The organism is Micromonospora sp. WMMD1155, from assembly GCF_029581275.1.
Taxonomy (GTDB): domain Bacteria; phylum Actinomycetota; class Actinomycetes; order Mycobacteriales; family Micromonosporaceae; genus Micromonospora.
The window spans coordinates 144,040-166,813 of sequence record NZ_CP120742.1 but is presented as its reverse complement, the minus strand read 5'-3'; the positions used below and the strand labels follow the sequence as shown (position 1 = coordinate 166,813).

Annotated in this window: 21 protein-coding genes; 11 read left to right on the top strand and 10 right to left on the bottom strand. The window is 68.9% G+C overall.

All coding sequences use genetic code 11. The features are described from left to right. Window positions 1-329: 329 nt before the first annotated feature. The 9 genes from O7617_RS00470 to O7617_RS00430 form a co-directional block, all read right to left on the bottom strand. Entirely contained in the window at window positions 330-1,061 is a 732-nt protein-coding gene (locus O7617_RS00470) for a hypothetical protein (protein WP_282260740.1), read from the bottom strand. A gap of 95 nt (window positions 1,062-1,156) precedes the next feature. Next, a complete protein-coding gene (locus tag O7617_RS00465) occupies window positions 1,157-1,846 on the bottom strand; it encodes a hypothetical protein (protein WP_282260739.1) in 690 nt (229 codons plus the stop codon). A gap of 311 nt (window positions 1,847-2,157) precedes the next feature. Further along, a complete protein-coding gene (locus tag O7617_RS00460) occupies window positions 2,158-3,009 on the bottom strand; it encodes a replication-relaxation family protein (protein WP_282260738.1) in 852 nt (283 codons plus the stop codon). Between the two features lie 203 nt (window positions 3,010-3,212). After that, a complete protein-coding gene (locus tag O7617_RS00455; protein WP_282260737.1) occupies window positions 3,213-5,678 on the bottom strand; it encodes a DUF87 domain-containing protein in 2,466 nt (821 codons plus the stop codon). After that, complete coding sequence (locus O7617_RS00450) at window positions 5,678-7,426, bottom strand: DUF87 domain-containing protein (protein WP_282260736.1); 1,749 nt, start codon at window positions 7,424-7,426, stop codon at window positions 5,678-5,680. The genes O7617_RS00455 and O7617_RS00450 overlap by 1 nt, the downstream gene beginning before the upstream one ends. Continuing rightward, window positions 7,423-8,313 (bottom strand): PrgI family protein, encoded by an 891-nt coding sequence (locus O7617_RS00445; protein WP_282260735.1) that lies wholly within the window; start codon window positions 8,311-8,313, stop codon window positions 7,423-7,425. Before O7617_RS00445 ends, O7617_RS00450 begins: the two co-directional genes overlap by 4 nt. After that, window positions 8,310-9,215, bottom strand: a complete 906-nt coding sequence (locus tag O7617_RS00440) for a hypothetical protein (RefSeq protein ID WP_282260734.1) — start codon at window positions 9,213-9,215, stop codon at window positions 8,310-8,312. The genes O7617_RS00445 and O7617_RS00440 overlap by 4 nt, the downstream gene beginning before the upstream one ends. A 23-nt stretch (window positions 9,216-9,238) precedes the next feature. Further along, window positions 9,239-9,535: a pilin gene (locus tag O7617_RS00435; RefSeq protein ID WP_282260733.1), complete on the bottom strand. Its 297-nt coding sequence runs from the start codon at window positions 9,533-9,535 to the stop codon at window positions 9,239-9,241. Between the two features lie 441 nt (window positions 9,536-9,976). After that, window positions 9,977-10,783, bottom strand: coding sequence for an IS5 family transposase (locus O7617_RS00430; RefSeq protein ID WP_282264938.1), 807 nt, complete (start codon window positions 10,781-10,783; stop codon window positions 9,977-9,979). A gap of 154 nt (window positions 10,784-10,937) precedes the next feature. On the opposite strand from O7617_RS00430, the gene O7617_RS00425 reads away from it, so the two are divergent. Both O7617_RS00425 and O7617_RS00420 read left to right on the top strand, forming a co-directional pair. Then, window positions 10,938-12,107: an ISAs1 family transposase gene (locus O7617_RS00425; RefSeq protein ID WP_282260732.1), complete on the top strand. Its 1,170-nt coding sequence runs from the start codon at window positions 10,938-10,940 to the stop codon at window positions 12,105-12,107. A gap of 297 nt (window positions 12,108-12,404) precedes the next feature. Then, a complete protein-coding gene (locus O7617_RS00420; protein ID WP_282260731.1) occupies window positions 12,405-13,163 on the top strand; it encodes a restriction endonuclease in 759 nt (252 codons plus the stop codon). 152 nt (window positions 13,164-13,315) lie between these two features. On the opposite strand, the gene O7617_RS00415 is transcribed toward O7617_RS00420, so the two are convergent. Then, window positions 13,316-14,092 carry a hypothetical protein gene (locus O7617_RS00415; protein WP_282260730.1) on the bottom strand — a complete coding sequence of 259 codons (777 nt, stop codon included), beginning with the start codon at window positions 14,090-14,092 and terminating at the stop codon, window positions 13,316-13,318. A gap of 280 nt (window positions 14,093-14,372) precedes the next feature. Between O7617_RS00415 and O7617_RS00410 the strand changes: the two genes are divergently transcribed. The 9 genes from O7617_RS00410 to O7617_RS00370 all read left to right on the top strand — a co-directional run bounded on the left by O7617_RS00410 (window position 14,373) and on the right by O7617_RS00370 (window position 22,598). After that, a complete protein-coding gene (locus O7617_RS00410) occupies window positions 14,373-14,948 on the top strand; it encodes a hypothetical protein (protein ID WP_282260729.1) in 576 nt (191 codons plus the stop codon). Further along, window positions 14,941-15,783, top strand: a complete 843-nt coding sequence (locus O7617_RS00405) for a DNA methyltransferase (protein ID WP_282260728.1) — start codon at window positions 14,941-14,943, stop codon at window positions 15,781-15,783. Before O7617_RS00410 ends, O7617_RS00405 begins: the two co-directional genes overlap by 8 nt. A gap of 640 nt (window positions 15,784-16,423) precedes the next feature. After that, window positions 16,424-17,641 (top strand): hypothetical protein, encoded by a 1,218-nt coding sequence (locus tag O7617_RS00400; protein WP_282260727.1) that lies wholly within the window; start codon window positions 16,424-16,426, stop codon window positions 17,639-17,641. Between the two features lie 145 nt (window positions 17,642-17,786). Beyond that, entirely contained in the window at window positions 17,787-18,815 is a 1,029-nt protein-coding gene (locus O7617_RS00395) for a DUF4192 domain-containing protein (RefSeq protein ID WP_282260726.1), read from the top strand. Between the two features lie 5 nt (window positions 18,816-18,820). Beyond that, complete coding sequence (locus O7617_RS00390; RefSeq protein ID WP_282260725.1) at window positions 18,821-19,273, top strand: hypothetical protein; 453 nt, start codon at window positions 18,821-18,823, stop codon at window positions 19,271-19,273. Window positions 19,274-19,529: 256 nt separating this feature from the next. Beyond that, window positions 19,530-19,808, top strand: a complete 279-nt coding sequence (locus O7617_RS00385; protein WP_282260724.1) for a hypothetical protein — start codon at window positions 19,530-19,532, stop codon at window positions 19,806-19,808. Window positions 19,809-20,106: 298 nt separating this feature from the next. Then, window positions 20,107-20,766: a GGDEF domain-containing protein gene (locus tag O7617_RS00380; RefSeq protein WP_282260723.1), complete on the top strand. Its 660-nt coding sequence runs from the start codon at window positions 20,107-20,109 to the stop codon at window positions 20,764-20,766. Then, entirely contained in the window at window positions 20,763-22,058 is a 1,296-nt protein-coding gene (locus O7617_RS00375; RefSeq protein WP_282260722.1) for a hypothetical protein, read from the top strand. The genes O7617_RS00380 and O7617_RS00375 overlap by 4 nt, the downstream gene beginning before the upstream one ends. A gap of 102 nt (window positions 22,059-22,160) precedes the next feature. Continuing rightward, a complete protein-coding gene (locus O7617_RS00370; RefSeq protein WP_282260721.1) occupies window positions 22,161-22,598 on the top strand; it encodes a hypothetical protein in 438 nt (145 codons plus the stop codon). Window positions 22,599-22,774 lie beyond the last annotated feature (176 nt).

Genomic DNA, 22,774 nt, shown 5'->3' with positions numbered 1-22,774 from the left:
GTTCGCCTCGGCGTACGCGGCCCGAGCCTCGTCGCTGATGAAGGTGTCGACCCACTTGCGGGCGTACACGTACTCCCGGACCAGCTCCCCAACGGTCTCTACCAAGACCGGCGACCGTGCTGATGGAACCGCTCACGTCGTCTTCGCTGATTGGTAGGGCGCCCAGTCGGTCCGCCGCGAGCAGCAGCTCGGTGCGCGGGTGCCGCAGATTGGCGGCGGCTTCGGGCAGGCGCGCGGCGGGCGGAGACGGGGTCGGCGGCGTGTTGGTCGAGGGTGCGGCCGGTCGCGGTCGGCCGATCGTGTCGAGGGCAGCTTCAGGTGCCCCCGCTCTAACAGGTGAGGTGGGCGAGTTCAGCGGGGGTGAGCTGGGCGGGGGTGCGGTTGCGCCAGGCGTCGGAGTGGCGCAGGTGCCACCAACGCAGCAGCGACCGGCAGGCCGTGGTGAGGTCACCGCACGCAGGCAGCTGATACACCGTGGCGAGCGGGGCCTGGTGGTGCGGCCGGGGGATGTACGCGGTGGGTGTCCACCGGTGCTCGGCCCTGGTGACCTCGCCGACGACACGATCCGGGTAGGGGATATCGAACGCAGTGGCGGCTTCGACGTCGGGCACCACCAGCCACGTGTGCGGGTTCTTCCGCTGCAGGGTCGCGACGCCGCGTGACGGATCGCAGCGCCGCAGGAGCAGGTACCGCTCGTCGCCGTCGCCGATCGGCCGGTGGTTGCTCCAGGCGTGGTAGCAGGTGACGAGCGTGGCCCCGAGGACGCTGTGCCGTTCGCTGGCGACGAGCGCGTCGGTGAGAGTTTGGTGATAGCCGGCAATGTGCAGGCCGGCGCGGGCGGCCAACCCTTGCCGTGCCGTCTCGGCGAGCACACCCACCCGGGCGAGGGCCTGGTCGAGGGTGGTGGTGCTGTCGGTGAAGTCGATGGCGGTCTTTTGCAGGATCCGGGCGAGGTCGCCGAGCGGATCGGGGGTGGCGGTGTCGTGGCGCCACAGGTGCTCGGGCAGGACGTCGTTGGTGTCGGCGGCGATGCGCCGTAGGGCGGGATCGGTCAGGAACACGAGGGTTCTCCTTCGCAGACGGTTGGGTTGTGGGCGTGGCGAAGGCCGGTCGCGGCGGAGCTGCGACCGGCCTTGGGTGTTCAGGCGGTTGGTGCTTAGGCGATGGCGACGGCGCACAGTCGGGCGCTGGAGCGCAGGCCGCGCACGTAGGCGCATGCCTCGTTGAGGAAGCGGAACCGGTCGGCGACGGAGTCGCTGGTCGGGGTGAGTAGGCGGCCGTCGGTGGTGATCAGCGCGTCGCCGATCAGCGCGATGCGCCAGTGCAGGCCGACGTAGGTGGCTTCGCCGGCCTGGTAGACGGACAGCTCGTACGGGTCGAAGGACAGGGCGAGCATCGCCAGGACGCGTGGCTGTTGCTCGAAGCGGCGGCGGGCCTCAGCGGCGCTGACCTTGGCCGGGTCGGCGTGGTGCTGGGCGAGGTAGTCCTCGAAGGGACGGGCCGGACGGGTGGTCGCGGCGATGTGGGTGTTCCAGGCACGCCAGCGCAACGCGGCGTGGTGGGAGGCTTTGGCGGCGGTGCCGGTCAGGTCGAGGCGACCCTTGCGGCCTCCGGCGGCCATGGTGACCGCGCCGAAGCGGCGGGCGGCGTCGAGCAGGTAGTAGCCGAGGAAGCGGGTCAGCCAGCCGATGAGGCGGCGGTGGCGGACGTGGTAGCGGCGGGCGGGGGTGCCGTTGGCGTGCAGAAGATCGTTGACTTTCTCCGAGGCGGCGAACCAGTCGGCGTCCTCGCCGGGGGCGAAGCAGACGGTGATCACCGAAGCGGCGAGCGGGGTGCGCGTGGGCATGACGGGGTGCTCCCTTCGCGAAACAGAGGGCGTGGGGTGGGGGAAGCGCGGTGGTGCCACCGAAGCGCGCGTCTGGACCGGGAAAGCTGCCGTGAGAGGCGCGGAGCGTGGATCACGAGCCGACCGAGGGTGGGCTGTGGGTGATCCCGCTGGCGCGGGCAGATCCGAGGAGGACCAGACGGGCGGCGGTGCGAGCAGAGAAGTGAAGCTGCACCGTAGCTGTGCGACCTGACAGCCCCAGCGTTGTCAGGAACCTCGGACCTGGCCGTGAGCTGCGCTGACAGGAACCGCCGCAGGCGTGTCAGGGTCTGTCAGGGCACGAAGACGCCCTCGTCGTAGTTGGGGTTGTCCGCTACAGGCTGCCCGTGGTCGCTCGGCAGCTCGGCGAGCCGGACCCGGCCGGTGCCGCCGCCGGGCAACCACACTGCCTCGGTCGGGTCGCAGGCGTGGGTTGCGGTGGCGACGGGAACGCCGCTGATCCGGCCGCGTAGGAGCCGGTGCAGGTGCTCCTCACGAGGTTCGCTGCCGAGCCAGAACAGCACCGGGTAGCGGGGACCGCCGCGGCGGATCAGCTGGTCGTACCGGTCGAGTTTGGCCACCACCCGGCCGAGGGGTTCGGTGCCGGTGTCGGCCTCCAGGAAGAACCCCACGGTGGCGTCGGCGACGCTCCACAGGCCGTGCCCGTCGGCGGTGATGGTGCGGAACTGCTTCGTGGTCATCGTCTCGGACCACCAACGGTCCAGCCGTGCCTCGGGGTGCTGGCGGGTGCGCGCGGTGAGCCGGACGAAGAATTCGTTGGCCGCGAGCAGGTGGTTCAGACTCGGGTTGGCCGAGAGCCGGTCGACGATCTGACGGCTGGTGCGCACGGTGGGTTCGGGCCGGCGGTGCGCGGCGGCCTGGAACCGGTGCCCCTGGTGGCCGAGCGTCCAGTGCCACGGATGGCTACCACCCCCGGCGCGGGCGAACCGGAACCGGTCCAGCAGGCCCAATGCGGCCAGCTCACCGAGGCGGATCTGACAGGTCCGGCGGGCGAGGAACAGCATGCGGTGGATCTGATCGGTGGTGAGGACCTGGTGGTCGTCGAGCAGCTGCAGAAGCCGGCGGTCACGGCTGGTGATGTGGGGATAGATGGTCAGGAGGCTGACCGATCGTGATTGCGGCATGTGGATACACCCCTGGAGAGAGAGTCCCGTAGGGAGTCTGGATGAGTTGATCTCTATTCCGGCTCTGGCGTCAGGCGGGTTGGGGCAGGTCAGGAACCTGACAGGCCAGGGGCGTGGGACTCGTGTGGGGTCTCGTGTCGCGGACACCCCCAGACGAGTCCCCGGTGCCGCACCCAGCCGAGCCCTTATGCGAGCCGGAGCGTTCAGCGGTCGCGGTCGGTCATGCGCCGCTTCATCGCGGTGCGGGCGAGCTGCTGCATCGGCGGCTCATCACCGGTGCGGCTGTGGGCGGCGGCGCACTCCTGCCGGATCGCGGTCGCTTCACCCACCGGCGGCGCCGGCGGGTTGGTCACGAACGTGAACGCGGGTAGCTCCCGGTTGCCGACCAGCAGCCGGGCTGCGGCGGTGTAGACGTCGAGGTGCGCGAGGTCGTGTTCGTCCAGCTCGGGTTTGGTGTGTCGGGACAGGTCCCGCGCGTCGGCGGGGTCGACGTTGAAGAACAGCTTCGTTCGCGCGTTGGCCGACACCGCCGAGGCGATGTCGTTGGGCAGTTGCGCCAGGTCCTGGTGGGCCAGGACGAGTCCGAGCCGAAAACCGCGTGCCTCGGCCAGCATGTCCCCGACGCTGCCGGGCAGGGTGAGGAAGTTGTGGCACTCATCTACGTAGAGGTTGGCGTCTTTGCGCTGGTCTTCGGGGACGCTGGCGCGGGCGATGGCGGCCTGCCAGACCCGGGCGACGATCATCGAGCCGAGGATGCGGCTGGTCTCCTCGCCGAGGATGCCCTTGGGTAGCCGGCAGAGCAGCACCCCGCCGTCGAGTACCCGACCCATGTCGAACGACGAGTGGGCGTTACCGATCACGCTCTTGACGAAGTCGCGCAGCAGGAAGGCCCGGAGTCGGGCGAGGACGGGTGCGATGACCTGGCCCCGGAACTGTTCGTTGATGCCGTCGTACCAGAGCCAGAACCCGCCGAGGCCGTCCGGGTCGTCCAGGCCGTGGGTAAACCGGGCCCGGAAATCTCGGTCCTGCAGCAACGACGGGACCAGACTCAGGGTGGGTTTCGCGTGGCGCATCAGGGTGAGGCAGGCGACGCGCATGGTGTCGTCCATGCGGGGCCCCCACTGGCCTTGAAAGATCTTGGCGAAGATGCCGACGAGGTTGTCCACGGCGAGGTGCGGATCGCCGCCGTCGTCGAGGGGGTTGAAGCAGCCGGGGTTCTCCTGGTCTGGGTCGATGATCACGATCTTCTTGGCATAGGAGGCGGGTAAGCGGTCGAGGATGTCGGTGATCAGGTCCCCGCGTGGGTCGATGACCACGGTCCCGCGCCCGGCCTTGATGTCGCCGAGGATCATGTTCAGCAGCAGCGTGGACTTACCGACGCCGGTCTTACCGACGACGTGCACGTGCTGCCGGGCATCAGTGACAGTGAGGCCGATGCTGTGGTGGCCGATCTGTGAGCGGCCCAGCACCTTCACGCTCCGCCCGCCGGAGGGGACCTGCACGGGTGCCGGCACGGCCTTGGCCCTCGCCCGGTCGAGGCCCGGCACGGCGAGGTCTTGCGGCAGCGCGGCCAGGGCCGCGAGTTCCGGAACGGTGGCCAGGAACCCGCGCCGCAGCCGCCGTCCGGCGATCGTGGCCACCGGGTGGGGCATCTTCATCCGCCGCAGCCGGTTCGGGCCGGTGTACGCCGCGGCGGCCGAGGCGATGGTGTGCCCGAGCCCGACGAGGCGTTCGCGAACCCGTCCGGCCCGCTCCTTGTCCACCAGTGAGCGGTCGGGGTCGGCGGCGACGGCGAACCGGACCGCGATCTCGAAGTGCGGCACCCGCACGGCCTTGTCCACGACGGTGCGGGCGTCGGCGATGGCTACCGGGTCCCGGTCGGCTGCCCGCCCCGCTGTGGCGCGCGACGGGCTTCGCGGCCGGGACGGGCCAGGCATGAACACCTCCACGAGCCACAGCAGAGGCTCGATGGCCAACCGCGCCGCACCCGACACAGCCTGCGCCGCGACGTCGGGCCGCCCGTGCGGATGGTTGCTCATGGTGGCCGCCGCCCGGCGGGCCGCCCGCACACGACGGGCGGGTGCCGGGCGGGCGAGGATCTGCACGCACGCGTGTTCGCGGAATCGGACCTCGGCCCCGGCGGCAAGCAACGCCCGCAGCGGGTCGGTGTCGTGCTCACTGCGCAGCGGCAGCCTGTCGGTGTGTTGCGGCCAGTGCGCCCCGCCCACCTGCTCGCCCACCTCGGCCGGGATCGGCGCGGCGGCATCCGCGGTGGTGAGGGTCGCGGCGGGCCAGGCCGCCCGGATGGCGGCTTCGACCGCGCCGGGCGGCACCGTGCCCGGCACCCAGACCCGGATGGTCAGGGCACGGCCGGTCCAGGTGTACTCCCACCCGACGTGTGGGTACCCGTACACCCTGCGCCGCCACACCGACGGTGTCAGCACGCCCATGAGCGTCGTCCAGAACGCGGCGGCGGCCTCGGCGCTAACCTCCGGCGGTGCGGCGATGGTCAGCCACCGCGCGCCCGCCGCGAGCCGCTGGTGCCGCCAGGTGAGTAGCCGGTCGTGGCCCAACACCGCTGCGAGGATCGCGGCGGCGGCGATGAAGCCGAGCCATGGCCGGGCGATGATCCAGTGCCCGATGTCGGTAGGCCAGGTCGGGGTGGTCATCAGTCGGCCTCCCCGATCCCGGTTACCGCGATCCTGTGCTCGGCCGCCGAGCCAACCGCGCGGAACGGGATCCGGCTACGCCCGGCAACAAGCAGCCCTTCGCCGCGTGGCGCCGACAGCAGCAGCCGTGATTCCCCATCGGTCAGGCCGAACGCCTCGGCAACCGCGTCGATGGACTGCGTGCTCTGGCGCATCAGCACCTGCGTTGCGGCGTTGGACACCACAGCGAGGCCAAGGTCGGTCGACAGCACGTCGGCCGCGTCCTGGGTGATCACGCACAGGCCGGCGGACCGTTTGCGGGCTGCCTTGGCCATCCGGAACAGAAACCGGCTGCCTTCGCCGTCGCGCATCAGCAGCCAGGCCTCGTCCACCACGACCAGCTGGCGGCGCCGGCGGGCTGTGGCCGGGGTGTCGATGCCCGACCAGATCGAGTCGAGCGCCAGCAGCGTGCCCACTGTGCGCAGCTCGTCGGGCAGGTGCCGCAGCGACCACACCACCAGGTGCCCGCGCGGGACGGTCGTGGTCGGACCGTCGAACAGGCTGGCGAAGTTCCCGACCGTCCAGGGCGCGAGCCGGGCGGCGAGCTGCCCGGCGGCGGGGTCGTCGTCGGCGGTGAGCATGTCGGCGAGGTCCCGCAGCAGCGGCGCGGTTTTAGTCCAGGTGCCCGGGTCGCCGTTGATCCCGGCGCGGGCGTAGGCGGCGGTGATCGCCCGGTCCAGGGCGGCGCGTTCGCCGGGCGGCGGGGCCGCTCCGAGCATGACCGCGATCAGGGTGTGTAGGTACAGGCCGCGGCGGGTGAGGGTGTCGGCCCGGTGGTCGGCGGGCAGATCGAGCGGGTTGACCCGCACACCTGGCTGGCCGAGCTGTACGACGGTGCCGCCGACGTGCTCGGCCAGTGGCGCGTACTCGTCTTCGGGGTCGATGACGGAGACGACCGTGCCCTGGTAGAGGTTGCGGAGCACCTCCAGTTTGACGAAGTACGACTTGCCCGCGCCGGAGCGGGCCAGGACGACGGAGTTGTGGTTGTCCTGCGCCCACCTGTTCCAGATCACGACCCCGTTGCTGGTCGTGTTGACCCCGTACAGCAGCCCTTCGGGCGCAGCGGCGGCGCCGGGGGCCGGGGCGGCGAGGTCCGCCGAGGCGAGGGGAAACGCTGCCGCGAGGGCGGTGGTGTCGAGGATGCGGCGCATGCGTAGCGGGTCCACGCCGACCGGCAGGGTGGAGATCCAGCCCTGGTGGTGCCGGAACGTAGCCGGTTGCAGGTCCAGCAGCACGCTGGCGGCGGCGGACTTCACGCCCGCGGTGACGGCGCGCAGCTCATCGACGGTACGGGCGTGGATGGTGACGTAGATACCGGTCTCAAAGAGCTTCGCAGCGCCGCGGGCGACGCGTTCAGCGAGATCGGCGGCATCCGCTGCGGCCGCCTCCACCATGGGATCACCCAGACGACCCTGGTCAGCATCGAGACGGCGCGAGGATTCGAGGCGGGCGCGCTGGCGCTTGAGCATCGGCGCGGCCAGTTGCGGCACCACCGGGTCCAGGTGCACCGAGACGTCGACCCGTGCCGGGTAGGACAGCAGCGGGTCCAACCAGGCTGGGCCGACCTCGGCCGGATACCCGCACACCGCGTAGGTGGCGGCATACCCGTCGCCGACCTGCACGTGCCACGGCGTGACCGACAACGCGGCGGGGGAGGGCATCCCCTCCCCGCCCGCGTCACTCGTCTTGTGCCCTTTCAACAGGTTCATGATGCGCTCCGCAGGGTGATCGGGGCGCCGGGTACCGCACGCGGGCCAGGCACCGGCGGGGAGAACGGATCGACCGCGCCAGCCAGCGCGGAGGCGACAGCCGGCCCGTCCAGAGCTGCGGCTTCGACACCGAGTCCGGACAGCGCACGCACCGCGGCGTCGGCCCCAAACTCTCCGGTGACGACGGCGAGGACCTGGCGGCGCAACGGATCGCGCTGGCTGTCGAGGTCGAGCAGGAACTCGGCGTAGTCGGCGGCGGCGGCCTGCAGCGCCGGGTGCGCCAGGCGCGGCGCATGGTCGACAGTCGCCTGCGCGTAGACGGTCAGGTCGTGCCGCTGCGCAGCCACGACGATCTGCGCCGGCCCGGTCAGGCTGTTGAGGAACCGGCCAAACCCTTCCAACAGCGCGCCCTGTTCACCGCTGGTGCGCAGGTGGATGTTCGTCGTGCCGCAGGCGATCAGGACTTTGCCGCTGCCCTCACTGGTCAGGACTCCGGTCGGGCTGAGCGCCGTGACCGGAGACCGCAGCGGCGCCGGAAGGCTTGGGTTGCCGGTCACGACCGCGACCGAGCTGGTTCGAGCCCTACCCGGGGCGAGCGTGTGCGGCCTGCGGCTGAGCGCGAACCCGTGCCGCAGCCACACGTCCAGCGGCAGGCCGTCACGGCGGCCGAGCGCCAGCATGACCGCCACCGCGAACATCATCGCCCCGGCGACGATCCACGCCACCTGCGGTAGCAGTTGCCCGAACGTGCGGTAGACACCGAGCCCGACGAGGCCGGCGCCGCCGATGATGCCCAGTTGCCGGAATGTCAACCCGAACGCGATGCGGTCGGGCTCGTTGACGTTGGCCGGGACGACGGCGCGCGGGACGTTGTCCTCGATCGTCATCGCCCACCTCGCACGGCGGTACGTCGTAGCCCGCCGAGCGGGAGACGGCGGGTGATGCCCTGGATGACCACTGCCCGCAGCAGAATCCCGCCGACGTTCGGCGACCCCTTGCCCGTGGCGTAGCGGCCCATCATCGAGGGGATCTTGACCGTCATCCACAGCACCACCGCGACCAGCAGCAGGTTCAACACGTTCGATCCCGGCAGGCCGATCAGCACCGGGATGCTCGCGTCCGGATCGGTGAGCAGTTGGATGCCGGTGGAGAACGCGATGGCCTGCAACACGGCCGTGCCGAGGCAGCCCAGCAGGCTGCGCCACCACAGGTCGGCGGTGGGTTGCGTCCAGGGCAGGCCATAGCAGGCCAACGCGACCGGGGCGAGCCCGGCCAGGATGACCAGCACCGCAACGCGGACAACCCAACCGGTGACGAGGGCGAACATCAGCCCGACGATCAACAATCCGATGACCAGGGCGATGAGGGCGTTGGCAGGGTCGATGAGGGCGGCGGCCACGTGAGTGCGGGCCATCGTGACCGCTTGCGTGGTCGGCGCCGCCGTGCCGACCATGGCCACCGTCAACGCGTTGGCCACATCGATGAGGACGGCGCAGAGCGGGACCGCGACGTTCGACAGGATGAACCCGACAATGAGGCGTGGCACGAGTTCCTTGACGCCGTATCGGACCTCGACCGAACTGCTGGTCATCGTCACGACGCCGGCGGTCAGCAGCGCGAGGACGTAGCAGGCGTTGACGACCAGCGTGCTCTTCTCGGCGATCGTCTGCACCTGCGGCAAGACAGTGACGTCCGGCGACAGGAACATCGACGACGTCAGATAGGCCAGGAGCCCGCCGAGGAGGTCTTGCAGCCGCTCGGCGAGCCATTCCACCAGGCCATTCATCATCCAGTCGACCATGACCGCTGCCCTCAGCCGCCGATGATGCCCTGCAGCACCTGCAGGATCACGGGGGAGAGAACCGCCAAGGCGTAGCCGATCAACGCGGACTTGAAGTTGCCCTTCGCCTGCTCGACCTGGGCGGGGTCACCGCCAGCGGCCATGTAGCGGAGACCACCGATGACAAGGAACATTGTCGCTACCAGCGCGATGATGCCCATGATCCACGAGGTGATCGAGGAAATGACCTCGTTGATCGATTTCGGGGCCGCCAGTGGCTGCGGCGCGGTGGCAGCGAGGTCGGACAGGATTGACAGAGTCACGTGCATAGCGACGCTCCACAAGAAATATGCGGGCCGCCGCGGTGGGGACCAAGGCGAAGCTTCGGCTGGACCGGTGGGGGCGCTCCTCCCTTGCGTTGAGCGAAGGGTTGCGGTGTCAGTACGCCGCGCCAGCCGTGCCGGACCGTTGGCCTCGCCGGATGAGGGTCCCCACCGGGCGGTCATGCCGTGGATGACATGCACCCCCCAGGACTCGGCTGTCAGACCGATCGAACTCGCCTGACGCCTGTCACGACCTGACAAGAGCGGTCAGCGGCTCACGTAGTTCCCTCGGGGTCGCCACCAGTTGGACGGACGGCTATCCAGTCGTCGCCGTCGCGCGCCGGCCGTGTCGTCATCTGGGACGCTGATCCCACGGGCATCGCTCTGACCAGGCTCTTCGGGCTTGAAGACTTCTTCGGCGAACTTAGAGCGCGTTTCATTTTGCTGTCAGTCGGGTGTGTTGAAGGTGAGGCGTTGTTGGCGGGTGGCGGGTTCGCCTCGGGCGAGGCGGCGGAGCATGCCGCCGAGGGCGGCCCATCGGATCATGGCCTCGGACGTCGCGCGGTGGGTTTCGTAGTCGCGGGCCAGGCGGCGGTGGGCGGTGAGCCAGGCCAGGGTCCGCTCCACGACCCAGCGGCGCGGGTGCACGACAAACCCTTTCTGGTCGGCGGGTTTGCGGACGATCTCGACGGTGGTGCGGAGCAGGTCTCGGGCCCAGTCGACGAGGCGACCGGCGAAGCCGGTGTCAGCGAAGACGTGCCGGATCGGGGTCGCCGCGTAGGTGGCCAGTAGTGCGCCTTTGGCGCCGTCGCGGTCCTGCCAGGACGCGGCGAGGACCCAGACGGTGACCAGCAGGCCGAGGGTGTCGGTGACGATGAACCGTTTCCGGTCGTTGATCTTCTTCCCGGCGTCGTAGCCGCGGGAGTCGCGCGGCACGGTGTCGGCACCTTTGACGCTCTGCGAGTCGATGATTCCCGCCGTCGGCTCGGGCTCGCGGCCGTGCGCCACCCGGATCTGCTCGCGTAGCTCGGTCAGGATCCGCTCGGTCACGCCCCGCCTGTTCAGCCGCGTGAAGTGCGCGTACACGGTCTGCCACGGCGGGAAGTCGACCGGCAGGTACCGCCACGCGCAGCCGGTGCGCACCACGTACAAGATGGCGTCGATGACGGCCCGCCGGGGATGCTTCTCCGGCCTACCCATCCACTGCGGAGACGGCAGCATCGGCTCGATGATCTCCCACTCGGCGTCGGTCAGGTCAGAGGGGTACCCAGGGCCCCGGCAAAGTCGTGATGGTGTCTGACTTGTGAGGCTTGGAGTAGAAGCGCCGTTGTTGGTGGCGGCAAGACGGGCATGACCGTTCGGAAGATCATCAAGGTTCCTACGCCATGCTGATCGTCCGAAGTGAGTCATGCCCGCGCTGCCATCATCGCTGATCTCGACCCTGTCCTGCGCACCGGCTCTGACCGTTGCCGAAACCGCTGGTGGGCTGTCCGAAGTACTCGCTGGTCTGCCTGATCCACGTGCCAGGCGAGGTGTCCGGCACCGGCTGACGGTCGTGGTCACCGCGGCCGTGTGTGCGGTGGTCGCCGGCTACCGCTCGTACTCGGCGATCGCCGAGTGGGTCGCCGACGTGCCGGCCGCGACGGCTGTCGCCTTGGGCATGACCCCGGATCGGCGCCCATCGGAGGCGATGATCCGTCGGCTGTTGCAGGCCATGGATCCGCAGCTACTGACTGCGGCGATCAGTGTCTGGCTCGCCGGCCGGGCCACCGCCACCGTCTCGACGGCCGGCCGGGCGATCGCCGTCGACGGCAAGACCCTGCGCGGCTCCCGCAGCAGCGACACCGTCGCCCGGCACGTGATGACCGCCTGCGACCAGGCCACCGGTGTGGTGATGGCCAGCATCGACGTCGACGGCAAGACCAACGAGATCACCCGGTTCCAGCCTTTGCTCGACCAGATCAGCGACCTGCGCGGCACCGTGATCACCGCTGATGCCCTGCACTGCCAACGCGAACACGTCACCTACCTCGCCGAGCACGGCGCGCACTGGATCCTGACCGTCAAAGGCAACCAGCCCCACCAGCACGGCCAGCTCACCACACTGCCCTGGCGGGCGGTCCCGGACGCCACCCGCGACACCGACCGCGGACACGGCCGCCGCGAGATCCGCAGCTGCAAGATCCTGACGATCTCCACCGGCATCGACTTCCCGCACGCCGTCCAAGCCATCCAGATCCGCCGCCGCAGACGCCGCCTGGACCAGCCAAAACGCTTCACCACCGAAACCGTCTACGCCATCACCGATCTCCGCGTCCATCAGGCGAAACCGGCACAACTGGCCGCGTGGATCCGCGGGCACTGGTCGATCGAGAACAAGATCCACTGGGTTCGCGACGTCACCTACGACGAAGACCGCAGCCAGATCCGCACCGGCACCGGCCCCCAGGTCATGGCCGCCCTCCGCAACGCCGCGATAGGAGCCCTACGCCTGACCGGAGTCACCAACATCGCCGCCGCCAACCGACACCACGCCCGCGACAGCACCCGCCCGTTGGCACTGCTCGGCATCACCTAACGACTTCGCCGGGGCCCTGGAGGGGTACCGCCGCACGCGATCCATGCCTGTCTACCGATCGAGGCACGCCCATCGATCGGACTCGCTGTGCGACACACCCGGCCGACTCACAAACCAAACGCGCTCTTAAAGATGTCAGCGTGTGCTCCCGGCTGTCAGCCGGCCGACGTCCGCTTATGTCGAGATGAGCGCGCTGAGCAGAATGCTGCCGCCAAATGCAACGACGCCGCCGTGGGGTCGGTGCTGTTAGGGTGAGAATCTGCCTATCAAATCACGAACAAAGGAACCACGAAGTCGATGCCCCTGATAGAACTGGGATCGCCCAGCACGTGGAAAGAGTTGGAACAGCTTGTGGGCCAAATCCTTTCGGAGTGCGGCTTCGCGGTCGAGCTGCAGCGAGAGATCACTCTCGTTCGCGGCGCCGCGACCGTCGACGCCTATGCCGTTGACCGCTCCACCACACCCTCCTCCTCGGTCATCGTTGAATGCAAGACTTGGGATGTGGCAATCCCGCAGCATGTAGTCCATTCCTTCCGAACCGTCGTAAGCGACTCAGGGGCGAACAGGGGAATTCTTGTTTCACTGAAGGGTTTTCAGTCGGGCGCGATCCTCGCGGCGGAGAAAAGTAACATCTCGCTTCTTAGTTGGATGGAGTTCCAAGAGCTCTTCTCGGAAAGGTGGATACACAACTACATGGTCCCGCTCTTGCGGCGTGAAATTGATCCGCTAGTCGAGTACACTGAGCCCATAAATTCCCGGATTTTTCGCAAGGCGGACGCCTTGTCAGCCAATAAGCAAAAAGAATTTCGATTGCGCCGCGAACAGTATCGCCTTCTTGCCTGGAAGCTTCCGTGGTTCATTATTCCACCGGACTTCCCTATCGCCGGCCCCGACCTTACGCTGCCCTTGAGGAGAATTCTGCCCACCGGGGCGCAGGATGGGTACCCGGATTTTATTCTAGATGAAATGGCGCTGCGGCCTCTTGCTGAACACCTGGCCAACTTCTGGCGTGACATCATTGCGACTTTCGACTCCATTTTTGGTGGCCGAGCGTGAAGAATTGCCGCAGTGATCAGGTCTAGCCGGCTGGAGTGGTCGGTTTGGTGGCGAGAGCAGCGCCCGAGCAGCTTGTTGATCGTCGAAAGCGGTCTCTATCTGCGCGGCGTGCCTAGCTATGTACTCGGCCTGCTGGCGAGCGGGTGGTGTTGTCAGGCCGCCATCGCGACTTCGCAGCGGCCGGACGAGGGGGTCGGGCTGGACAGGTCGCCGCGCGTGACCGCGTCGGCCACGATGCGTTCGGCGCGGCGGCGGCGCATTCGAAGGACTGGTGCGGTCACGCCTCTCTCGGCAGCCAGCTGCTCGATCAGCGCGTCGCCAAATCGGGTGGCGCTGATCAGTTCAGCGGCTTCGGCGGTGATCAGGCCGGTGGCGGCTGCCCGGCCGAGCAGCAGGTCCGGGTGCCCGTAGGGCATCCGTGGTGAACGCGACCCGGTGGACAGGTCCAGCGGCAGTTCCTCGCCGTGGTCGGTCTTAACGACTGCGGCGCCGGCGCGCCAGGCAGCCCAGCACAGCCGCAGCCACAGTCGGGGCGGGGCGAGATCCGCACTGCGCAGAGATTGCAAAAATCCGGCTAGGACTTCGGAGTCCACGTCGTCGGCGTGCCGCGCGTAACCGCGGCTGATCTTCGCCGCGAGGTGCGTCAGCGCGGGCAGCGCCACGCCGATCGCGCCGACGACCCAGGCAGGTCCCCATTCTCGGGCGTGGTGGGCCAGCTGCCGCCACAACTCGTCGGTGCTGTCGCTGTCGTAGCGCCCGAACACGAGCAGCTTGCGTAGCTCGTCCAGCGGCATCGTGGTGTCTGGCAGGCCCGGCACCGGCCGGGCGTCGAACACCAGCGGTACGGGTTCGCAGGTCAGCAGATCGAAAGCCTTCTCGGCGGTGGTCAGCGCCGTGTTGGCCGTTCTCACGCGGGTGGTCGTTGCCATGGTGATGTCTCCCTTACGGGGCCGCTTCGCCCGGTGCGAAGGGTCCGAGACCTCCGATTGGGCCAGCCCGGCCTGACAGCACGAGCGTTTGTCAGACCCGGATAGGTCGTGACCGGTCGTGTCAGGTTCGCCCTTGTCTTCATCACCGCCGGCACGCTGATGTGGCTGTCAGATCGGCCCGATTGACCGAAGCTGTCAGGTCAGGGGTGGGTTCGATCGGCCTGTCAGCAGCGCACTGGGGATCGTCAGTACGCCCGCCGGTCCGGGGGCCACCGTGCCCATGACCGACAGAAACCATCGCCATGCACCGATTCCCGTGGGGGACGTGGTGCCCGGCGACCCGCCCGTGCCGATCACTGTCTGGCCGGTCCCCGCCCCGCACGAGGGGGAGACCATGTCCAACGCGATGGGCGTGCGGTTGGTCCACAACCTGACCCACCCGTCTGACCTCATCGTCGACTTGGTCGAAGGGCCGCAGTTGGCGCGCGCGATCATCGCGGCACACCGTCGTAGTCATCTGCAGGCGGCCCGCCCTCCGGTCGGTTGGGGCCGCGAGTCGGCGACGCTGATCGTCACTGGCTGGCCGCTTGCCGACGCCTCTGCGGTCGATTTTTTCCTCCGCTGCCGCGCTCATCTTGTGCCGGGCGGCTGCGTGGCGGTGCTGCTGGCGCACGGCGACGTCTCCTTGCCGGTCGATGTCGTCGTCGCCGCGAAGCGGGCCGGGCTGGCGTACCTGCAGCACATCGTGGCGGCCGATCGGCTGCCCCGACGTGGCCAGCAGGCGCAGCTGGCGATCCACACCGACGTGCTGATTTTGACCCGCAGCGTGATAGAAAGCGGGGGAGTCGGTGGCTGAGAGTTTGCCGATTACCTCGGTGTGGTTGACCTGCCAGATACCCGCCCGTGATCAGCGGCGAGGCCGCTACGTCCGGGAGACTTCCAGCCATCCGGCCAAGATGTTGCCTCACCTGGCCGCGTACGCGATCAGCGCATACACGGCGCCGGGGGATGTGGTGTTCGACCCGATGTGCGGGTGCGGCACCACGCTGGTGGAAGCCATGCACCTCGGCAGGCAGGGCCTCGGAATCGACATCGAGCCCTCCTACACCGCACTCGCCGAGGCCAACGTCGCCCTTGCCGCGTCGCAGGGTGCCGCCGGCACGGCGACGGCGGTCACCGGGGATGCCACCGGGTTGCTCGACCTGGTGCCCGCGTCGGAGGTCGGCAAGGTGAGTCTCGTGCTGACCTCGCCGCCGTACGGGCGCGGGACGCATGGCCTCGTCCAGACGACGCGGACCGGGGTGCGCAAGCGGGACCACCTGTATGGGGACCGGGAGCGTGGCAACCTCGCCTACGCGGGGTGGTCCCGCCTACTCGACGGTTTCGCCTCCATCTTGTCCGCCAGCTCCCAGCTGCTGCGTCCCGGAGGGACCGTGGTGATTACCTCTCGGCCGGTACGCCGCCAACGCGATGACCTGATCGACCTGCCCGGCGAGCTGCTCGCCGCCGCACGGTCAGCCGGGCTGGTCCCGGTGGAGCGGACGGCGGCGATGCTCGCCGCCGTCCGCGACGGGCAGGTCGTGCACCGGGCCAGCATGTTCGGGATGATGGCGGTCCGCCGCAGCCGCGACGACGGCATCCCCGTGCACTTGGTTGCGCATGAGGACGTGCTGGTCCTCCGCCACCCCTGAGAGCCTTGCCAGGTCCAGGAGTATCGGGCCTGGAAAGACCGACGCCGGAGAGGGCTTGACCGCCGCTGCCGAGATTATCCAGCGGACTTCAGTTCCGGCGGGTCCTGCTGCAGCCGGCAGACCCGACACAAGGTCGACGTCGCTGGGCTGTCAGGTTCTGCCAGGAGGCCGAACCTGACAGCCTCGTCGACGGCGCTCCCGGACGGGCTAGCTTGAGGGCTCTCCTTACTTTCCATGTGCCTTTGATCTGACGCCTCGCGCGACGGCATCGCTCCCACCAGTCATGGTCGGCCGCCGCCGCCAGCCTCGGATCTAGCACGTACCAACCCCATGCTGTTCGTCTGCGCGACGAGGGCGTGGCCCCACCTTGCCTTCAGGCGGTCACCAACCGGTGGCCGCCTTCGTGCTGTCCTAAGGAGGGCAACATGCGTCGTCCCAGCCGACACCTGAGAGACGGTGACGTCCCACCCGACCTCCGTCAACCCACTGCACTCGACCTTCTCCGCTGCGCCTTCGCAGCTGTGGGCGAACACACCGGAGTGCACCTGAACCACTACATGGCCACCGCTCGGGTGGCCGCGTGCGGCAGGTTGGTCACGGGCGGATCCTTGGCTCACACCGGCGGCCGAGCGGTGCAACGATGACCTGCGGGAGCCCAGCGGACCGGGCCAGTGCTCTGCATGCCGAAACGGCGGCTGCCATCGAGCAGCGGGCGGCTCTGGCCGTCGCGGCCCGTTGCGCCCTCATCGACGCGCTGCGCAGCAGGTTGATCTGCCGGCCCGGATGCGAGGATGCCCTCGCGACCTGGGGCTTGGACCCGCTGCCGCAACGGTGGACCATCTCCGCCGGGGCGCAGCTGTCGTACACGCGGTCGCACACCAACGATGACGAGGCCCGCCAGCAAGCGCGCTGGGGTGTACCGGACGACCTGCGACTGCAACAGCCGCCGATTGCCGTCTACCCCCAACACGTCATCGACGTGGCACCTGCACCCGAAGCCGGCGACGAACCTGGGCCGCAGCCGTACCGCATCACCGTGCAGGTCATGCTCCAGACCTGGGCCACAGCGGTCCGGGAGACGAACGCGCACGACGTCACCCGCACAACAATGGACGCGCATCTGCGGGCGCTGGCCGAGGCCGGCATCACCCTGAGCAGGCTGACCTGGCAGACCGCCGACAGCCCTGACGAGGCCCTACCGGATGACGTGGACACCGATGTGCGACCCCTGGCCGGCGCGGTAATGCTGACCGACGTCGACGGCCTCACCGCTGCGACGGCGGCGCGTGACAGAGCCCTACAGGCCCTCGCCGACCTGCGTCGCAGCATCCGTGCCCGCGCGATCCGTGCCTTGGTCGACGACGAGTTCGGCGGCAACTATCAGCACGCCGCACAGCGGGTCAACCAGTTCCTCATCGACCTCGGGCTCGACCCCCTGCCTCAAGCACACCACGTCACGGTGATCGCCGACCTCACGTTGCCGGTCGGCGACGGCACCTCCGACGATGCCTGCGACGCGGCACGACACCGGATGCGCGCGGTCACCACGATCTACCCGGACGAGGCGCGGCCGTGGACCGCGTACGGCTGGACCATCCCCGAGAACGCCACAGTCGATAAGGACGGCTGGCGGATGCCGTGGCAGCACGAGTACGAGATGTGGCTACGCGGACACGCCACTCCCGCCGACGCCACCACCGCAGCCGAAGCCCTCGTGCGCGCAGACCTGACCCGGGCGCTGGCCGGAATCGACCACAACCTGGTCAGGGTGACCTCCAGCGTCGAGGGCCACGGCATCGACTTCTACCTGGACCGGACAGCGACTGAGTCGTCCGCCGCCGAATCTCTGCGTCCCTGAGTAGCTGTCAACGGGTCTGCCGCCCACGAGCCGCCCGCGGTTGGCACCTGCCAGCGGACCCGCGGAGTGCGTGCCGCTAGCCACAACTACGCCGCCGCGCCGGCTTCCACTCCTCTACCGGACCCCACTCTGACAGGAGATCAACGTGTCGTTGTCCGAAAACAAACTGACGGTCCGATCCTCAGCCGACCTGGCGACCGCAGTGCCGTACCTCATCGGCTTCCATCCCAGCGACGGCAGCATCGTCGTGATCGCCTGCCGAGACCGGCGGATCGTGTTCGCTGCCCGAGGTGACCTGCCGGCCTCCGGATCCCCCGCGCATCATCTGCGCGACCTCACCGCTCAGCTCGTCCCGGTCGTGCAGCGGCAGCAGCCGATCACCGACCTCGTGATCGTCGGCTACGGCGCTCAGGGACACATCGACCCGGCGCTGCGTGTCGTCGGCGACGGGTTTACCGCCACCGGGCTGGCCGTGCGAGAACTGCTGCGGGTCACCGGAAGCCGCATCTTCAGCCTCACCTGCGACGATCCCGCCTGCTGCCCACCACAGGGCACCCCCTTCGACCCCACCACCTCACTCGTCGCCGTCAACGCGACTGTCGCCGGGCTCGTCGCAAGGCCGGACCGGGCGGCAGTAGCCAGCCGATTCACCGCCGTCGACAGCACCTGTGACGGCATCCGACACGCCACGAGCGAGGCGACCGCCCGCATGGCGGCCCTGAAAACCAGCGGCAGTACCGCAGTGTTCGAAGCTGGCGTCCACGCGGTCCGCGGCGCGCTGCGACAGCACGACGACGGCAGCCGCCTAACCGATGGTGAGGTGGCTTGGCTGACCGTGCTGATGACGCACAGGCCTGTGCGGGACCTCGCCGTTGACCTCACCCAACCGCACGACGAGCACGTCACCTTCTGGGCCGAGGTCACCCGCCGCGCCGACGACGCGTTCGTGCCAGCGCCCGCGACCGTCCTTGCGCTCACCGCATGGCGCTGCGGTGACGGTGTCCTGGCCGTCATGGCCGCCGAGCGTGCCCTGCAGATCGACCCCGACTACCAGCTCGCCGTGCTGCTCCTGCAGGCCCTGCACACCGGTCTGCCGCCCTCCGTCTTCGAGCAGGCAATCACCAGCACCCACCCCAACCCATCCATCCCGAACACCCCTAACGAACAGGAGTAACCACGGTGGATCCCATTCGCAGCATCCTGCTGTCCCTGGCCCGCGTCGCCGAAGAAGCCCGACTGCGTTGGCACGCCGAACGCGCCGCCCTGCGCGCCCGCGGGGAAACGACCATCCGCACCGGGGCCTTCGCCTACGACGTCCAGGCCACCCTGTGTCTGATCACCGCGATCACCGCCGCCGACCTTCCGGCGAACTTCCGCCTCTACGACACCACCCTGTCCCGAGACCCGCTCACGGCAGCCGCGCAACTTCGCCAGGTCTGCTCCGCCTACGACCACAGCGGCCCTATCGAGGCTGCACACGAGGCAGCACGCCTGGCCTACAAGACGGCGTTCGCCGAACCACTCACCGCCCAGGAACAGCACTACGTCGACCTGCTCGCCGACCTGCCCGCCGCACGGCGCGACAAGATCATCGAAATGGCGGAGGAACGCTCCCGCCGCCTGCCGGGATGAGCATCGGCACACCTGCCGCCGGCATCGGCACTCGCCCTGCGGGGCAGGGGCGCAGCGACACACGCTGCTCCCTCCGCGGCTGTCGTGGACCAGTTCCAGCCGCTGCCCGACAGCGTCGGCCACGACGGGGGAGTGAGCCACGACGACGCATCCCGCAGCCCGGCACATCCACCCAGACCAGCGGCCCCACCGCAGCAGGACCTGCTCCGGACGCAGGGCGCACGGGGCATGGGCAGCAACCCCAGGAAAGGCACTGATGAGCCTGTACACCCTCACACCCAAGCCCGGGTTCGAGCGGTACACCATCCAGGTCGGCTGGAACCCCCACCGCACCTACTTCGCGACCGTCGTCGATTTCACCTGGGACCCGGTCACCGAACCTAATCAGCAGCCCGACACTATCCACCTCGGCCGGATCGAGATAATTCGCGACCCGGCTGAGGTGCTTGTAGCCGTCGCGCCCTACGCCGAGATACCAGCCGACCTACCCGCCAGACTCCGCGCCGACCAGGCCGCGCACCCGGTGCGCCGTTGACACCAACTCCCGGTTGCTCGACGTCGCATGGCGCGCCAACGGCGGCAACCAACTCGCAGGCACGCCATCACGAGCACTGCTGACTGAACCACCCCGATGACGCCTCCTCGGTGAGGTCGTCGTCATCACCGATGCCGTGGCCCTGAGCGGCACGACCTCGCACACCCGGCCCGCCTAAGGCGGGCCGTCGTCGTATCAGGACCCGGGACGCGGCGCCTACGAAACGATCGCGTCCCGGGTTCTCCTGCAAAGGAGGAACCCAGTGTCCCTACCACTGATCATGATCGCCACCTCGGTGGTGGCGCTCGCCCTGGGCAGGCTCACCGCCTGGCCGACGATCCGCAGCCTCCGCACCCAACTCGCCCACGCCACCTGGTCGCTGCTCCACGACCCGCTCACCGGCACGCTCAACCGCGCCGGCCTGCAAGCCGCACACGCGACCCTCGCCGAAACCGGCCCCGCACGGCCGTTGATCGTCGCCCTGATCGACCTCGACGGCTTCAAACGCGTCAACGACACCCACGGCCACGGCCGGGGAGACGACCTCCTCATCGAAGTCGCCGACCGCATCACCGACATCGCCGCTCTTCACGGAGGCGCCGCCGCGCGGCTCGCCGGCGACGAATACGCCGCACTCCTGCCGGCCCGCACCGACGACCTGGGCCGCATCGGCGACACCATCGCCACCATCGTCACCCAGCCCATCGCGCTTCCCGCAAACAGCAACCCCGCCACGGTCACCATCACCGCCAGCGTTGGCCTGGCACTCGTCGACACCAGCGATCCCTTCACCGAGGTAGCCCTGCACCGCGCCGACATCGCCATGTACCACGCCAAACGAACCGGCCGGAACCGCCACGCGATCTACCAACCAGGCATGACCATGCCGCCCGTGCAGCACCGTCGCGGACCGCGCCTGCGCGACCGGCACCAGCCGGCCGGCGAGGCCACGGCATGACCGCCCCGCACGAAGAGATGGCCTGCCAGACCTGCCTCTCCCCGCTGAACACCCTCGGCATGCCACCCACCTACGTGCACCCGACCCACCTCGCCACCGACGGCCACGAACCAGCGCCCGTCCCGGTCAGCCAGCTCGACACCGTGCGCCGAAACTGCGACTTCTGCGGCGACCCATACCCCATCTGGACGCTGCACGGCGGCGAGGTGACCGCCATTGCCATCGGCCCTACCGCAGGGCTGGTCCAAGACTTCGGCGACTCCTGGGCAGCATGCGCGGCCTGCCAAACCCACATCGACGAGGGTCGCAGCGACAAGGTCATCGACCGCGCGGTACGGGAACTCGGCCTCACCCACCACCCACAGGCCCGACAGCGAATCGAGGAACTTCACCTCGCATTCCTCAACGCCCGACTCCCCGGCCGCACGCTCATCACGACGACCACCTGGCCGGCAACCACCATCCCCGCCGCAGAGCTGCCCAAAGTCCGCGACCGGCTCACCCGCTTCTACCGAGGCACCGACAACCTACCCGCGCCGCTCGGAATCACCGACACACGCCAGCACATAGCCACCGGCCTCGAACGATCACACCTCTACTGGATCGACAACGACTTCACCGACCTGGCTGAACACGCCGCAGGACAGCTGCCCGACGTACGCATCAGCCGCGACCTCATCCCCTCGACCGACGGAATACTCATCTGGCCCCGGCCAGTGACACACCGGCAACTCACCGCCGCATCCTGGACCGACACCCCCCACGGCCGGACAGTAGTCCTCTACCGCACCATCGGCGCCGGACTGCACGGCAAACCGCTGCAACGGCTACGCGAACAGGTCGGCTGGCTCGCACCGACGAGCGCAACCCACCTCCCCGAACAGCACCTGATACCCGGTGACCATCCGGCGGCAGCACTGGTCGCGACGTGGCTGCTAATCGCCCAGCAAACCGCAGACGTCACCACGGCACGAGTCGACAGAGCCGTCGCCAAGACCTACGCCCGCACCAACAAACCCGTACCCGAGGTGCGCGTCGTGCGCATCCACGGCCACCGCACCACCACAGGCTCAGACGGGCAACCGACGCCAGGCAGCCAAGAGCGCTCCCAGACCAGCCGGTTCTGGGTCTCCGGCCACTGGCGTAACCAAGCCCACGGCCCCGGCCGAGCGCTGCGCCGCCCCGTCTACATCCACCCCTTCCTCAGGGGCCCCGACGATGCGCCGATCAAGCTGAGCACCACCGTACGCATGCTCAGCAGCCACCAACCCAAACCCCAAGACTGTCAGTAGACGGCGATGTCGGCGGCGGCACAATCCCGTCCCGCCGCCGACATCAACGCCTGCTCGTCCAAGGCGTTTCATCCTCAACTAATAGATAGGAGAAGATGAGTCATGCCCGAGGCCTTCGTAGCAGAACCACCGTGCGCGGTGTGTGGACGACCGGCAACACACATCGAACTCGTCGCACCCGGTACCCTGCCCGCAGACTGGCCGCGCTGGTCACCGGCGCAGCGCGACGCCTACAACGCCGCCCGGCAGCGCGACGGAGGCCAGCAGTGGTGGCTGCTGTTCTCTGGGATCGAGGCGGGCAACGGTTCCGGCCAGCCAGTGGACCTGGCGCGTGCGGATCGGATCGCTGATGCCTTCACCCAGCCGTACCGGTACGCCGCCGTTACCGGCGCAGGCTTCTACGACGACGCCGGATTCTGCGGTCAATGCGACGCCCCGTTCTGCTACCACCACTGGAAAGTCTCCAGCACTGGCTACGGAACCTGCCCTCGCGGGCACGGCAGGAGCCTTAATCCGCACTGGTGGCCCGACGACCTCTAAAGCCCTAGAATCCGTCGGCCGACCTGGCCCACGAAGACGAACCGTGGGGACAGCCCCTATGACGTCGGCAACCATACTGGTGCCGAGCTGCTCGTAGCGGCACATCAGCCTGTCCGTGCTGGCCTGGCACCCCGTCAACCTCTGCGGTGGTGGGGAGAACGCGATGAGCCCGCCCG

What these genes read in the sequence shown, in the direction of transcription:
- O7617_RS00375 (WP_282260722.1), top strand. Translation starts at nt 20,763, where the DNA reads ATGACCGCCCCGCACGAAGAGATGGCCTGCCAGACCTGCCTCTCCCCG.
- O7617_RS00425 (WP_282260732.1), top strand. Translation starts at nt 10,938, where the DNA reads ATGCCCGCGCTGCCATCATCGCTGATCTCGACCCTGTCCTGCGCACCG.
- O7617_RS00455 (WP_282260737.1), bottom strand. Translation starts at nt 5,678, where the DNA reads ATGACCACCCCGACCTGGCCTACCGACATCGGGCACTGGATCATCGCC.
- O7617_RS00460 (WP_282260738.1), bottom strand. Translation starts at nt 3,009, where the DNA reads ATGCCGCAATCACGATCGGTCAGCCTCCTGACCATCTATCCCCACATC.
- O7617_RS00450 (WP_282260736.1), bottom strand. Translation starts at nt 7,426, where the DNA reads ATGAACCTGTTGAAAGGGCACAAGACGAGTGACGCGGGCGGGGAGGGG.
- O7617_RS00415 (WP_282260730.1), bottom strand. Translation starts at nt 14,092, where the DNA reads ATGGCAACGACCACCCGCGTGAGAACGGCCAACACGGCGCTGACCACC.
- O7617_RS00445 (WP_282260735.1), bottom strand. Translation starts at nt 8,313, where the DNA reads ATGACGATCGAGGACAACGTCCCGCGCGCCGTCGTCCCGGCCAACGTC.
- O7617_RS00435 (WP_282260733.1), bottom strand. Translation starts at nt 9,535, where the DNA reads ATGCACGTGACTCTGTCAATCCTGTCCGACCTCGCTGCCACCGCGCCG.
- O7617_RS00385 (WP_282260724.1), top strand. Translation starts at nt 19,530, where the DNA reads ATGAGCCTGTACACCCTCACACCCAAGCCCGGGTTCGAGCGGTACACC.
- O7617_RS00465 (WP_282260739.1), bottom strand. Translation starts at nt 1,846, where the DNA reads ATGCCCACGCGCACCCCGCTCGCCGCTTCGGTGATCACCGTCTGCTTC.
- O7617_RS00370 (WP_282260721.1), top strand. Translation starts at nt 22,161, where the DNA reads ATGCCCGAGGCCTTCGTAGCAGAACCACCGTGCGCGGTGTGTGGACGA.
- O7617_RS00400 (WP_282260727.1), top strand. Translation starts at nt 16,424, where the DNA reads ATGACCTGCGGGAGCCCAGCGGACCGGGCCAGTGCTCTGCATGCCGAA.
- O7617_RS00420 (WP_282260731.1), top strand. Translation starts at nt 12,405, where the DNA reads ATGCCCCTGATAGAACTGGGATCGCCCAGCACGTGGAAAGAGTTGGAA.
- O7617_RS00410 (WP_282260729.1), top strand. Translation starts at nt 14,373, where the DNA reads ATGACCGACAGAAACCATCGCCATGCACCGATTCCCGTGGGGGACGTG.
- O7617_RS00440 (WP_282260734.1), bottom strand. Translation starts at nt 9,215, where the DNA reads ATGATGAATGGCCTGGTGGAATGGCTCGCCGAGCGGCTGCAAGACCTC.